The organism is Parapedomonas caeni (assembly GCF_041060555.1).
GTDB lineage: Bacteria > Pseudomonadota > Alphaproteobacteria > Sphingomonadales > Sphingomonadaceae > CAUJIW01.
The window spans coordinates 1-2,177 of sequence record NZ_JBEUDS010000061.1 but is presented as its reverse complement, the minus strand read 5'-3'; the positions used below and the strand labels follow the sequence as shown (position 1 = coordinate 2,177).

Genomic DNA, 2,177 nt, shown 5'->3' with positions numbered 1-2,177 from the left:
GCAAAACCTCAACCTGCCGAAGCTTCGTGACGATCTCGTCGGGCTTGTGTCGCTTGTTTGCCATTGTGGTCCTCCTTCATGGTCAAAACCATACTTCAAGGTGGACCCGTTCAATGGGGGTGGATCACAGCTGCTCCTTGCGGTACTCGGCGCCGAACGCAACGCCGACGCCTTCACCCGCCCACGGCGTCTTGAAGCCGTAGTCGCCGAGGTTGCCCGAGACAGAGCCGCTGACGATGGTCTGCTTGGTTTCGCCCTTCAGCAGACCCGGGGTCTGCAGATAGGTGATCGCCTCGGAGGTCACGCCACCCGGCGTGAAGATGTCGTAGGGCACGCAGTTGGTGTCGCTGCCATCGAGCACCGAGCGGCAGACCGGCAGGCCGGTGTCCGGATCGGTGACGACATCGAGCGCCCGGGTCAGCCGGGTGATCGACATGTCGTTCAGATAGACCTGCTGATAGACGACGCTGGAGAACTGACCATAGACGTCATAGCTCCAGGTGTCGTCGATGATGCCGCGCGAACCGGCGACGATGCGGTAGTCGGTGTGACGCAGATCCGCGACGCGGCCACCGCCCTCGACGTTGCGGCGCAGAATCTGCAGGTTACCGCGATAGTAAGTGTTGCCGTCCTTGTCGAAGAACAGCTTGGCCGGCGACGTTTCATCCTCCGGCGTGGTCGGATTGTCATATTTGAAGCCGACCAGATTGTTGAAGCCCGACACCGTGCCGTCGTCGCAGACGATGGCTGCCTGCTGGGCCGACAGCAGCGGGCTGTCGCAGTTGATGTTGAAGGTGTTGCCGAAGTTGCCCGACGGCGCGATCACGGCCTTCGTGCGATCATCCATGAACATGAATTCCATGTAAGGAACGAAATGTTCATTGATCTCGTAGTGGGCGAAGGCACCGGCGGTGATGCGCTTGTCCGGCCGCTGGAAGTAGTTGTACGGCGCGTAGTTGAACGCGGTCGAACCCGGCGTGAAGACCCGGCCGGAACCGATCTGCAGAACGTCGCCGCCGCGGGTGCCGATGTCGTTGCCCTCGTCGATGTCGGGGGTGCTGGGATCGTCCACCGTCTCCGGATCGTCAACGCCGACCGAATAGTCGGTGAAGAAGGTGCCGTTGGCCGAGGTCGCCGAGCCGGCGCACACCAGACCGGTGCTGTTGGCGCTCGAACCGTTCACGGCGCAAGCCGAGTAGTCACGGTCGCCCTGGGTCACCTTGTTGGCCTTGCGGTAGCCGACATAGGCCATGAAGTGGCCGCGGCCTTCCGCGATCTTGCCGCCGAACGACATCGTGGTGTCGAAGGTGCCGCCATCGGTGGTGTTGCCGTCCGGCACCGCGAAATTACGCAGCTTGAGCAGGCTCTGAACCGTGCCGTTGTTGTTGTTGTGCTGGTAGAAGCTGTACTGCGAATCGACCTGGACGCCCTCGAACTCCGTATCCATCACGAAGTTGACGACGCCGGCGACGGCATCCGAACCATAAACCGACGACGCGCCGCCGGTCAGCACATCGACGCGCTTCACGATCGTCGACGGAATGAAGTTGATGTCCGGCACCGGCGAGGCCTGGGCCGGGTCACCCGGCATCAGGCGACGGCCGTTGATCAGCACCATGGTGCGCGACGAGCCAAGGCCGCGCAGGTTGATGGTGGCCGTACCGGTGGCGCCGTTGGCGAGGTTGGAGCCCTGTCCGGCGAACGCCTGCGGCAGGTTGTTGATGAGATCCTCGGTGCGGGTCACACCCTGGAACTTGATTTCCTCGGCACCCAGCACCGTCACCGGGCTGACGCTGTCCAGATCCGGACGCGCGATGCGCGAACCGGTGACGACGATCGTCTCTACGGCTTCGGATGCCTGCGCGGTTTCCTGCGCCATGGCCGGTGTCGCCGAAGCCAGCAGCGCCGTAGCGACGCCAGCCTTCAACGCCGCCCGGTAAAGGGTGGTCTTGTTGGTTGTCACGTTCGAGTTCCTCTCGTTCATTACCCCTGAACGCGATTCTGCTGCTGGGAAACGGACGCAACGCGCGCACGCTGGCGGCGTTGATGCGTTAGCGTCCGCGCTCGTGGTGTAATTTCCGGTGTAGGCGATGGTGTATTCCGGGGTGGGGCATGCCCCACCCCGGAATGCGGCGTCGCTGGTGGCCACCGGGTTCATCGTTATGGTGGAGTTTGCA

Annotated in this window: 1 protein-coding gene; it reads right to left on the bottom strand. The window is 62.8% G+C overall.

Annotated elements, in window-relative coordinates:
* Positions 1 to 124 precede the first annotated feature (124 nt).
* Complete coding sequence (locus tag ABU113_RS17120) at positions 125 to 1,963, bottom strand: TonB-dependent receptor plug domain-containing protein (protein WP_454560661.1); 1,839 nt, start codon at positions 1,961 to 1,963, stop codon at positions 125 to 127.
* Between the last annotated feature and the right edge of the window lie 214 nt (positions 1,964 to 2,177).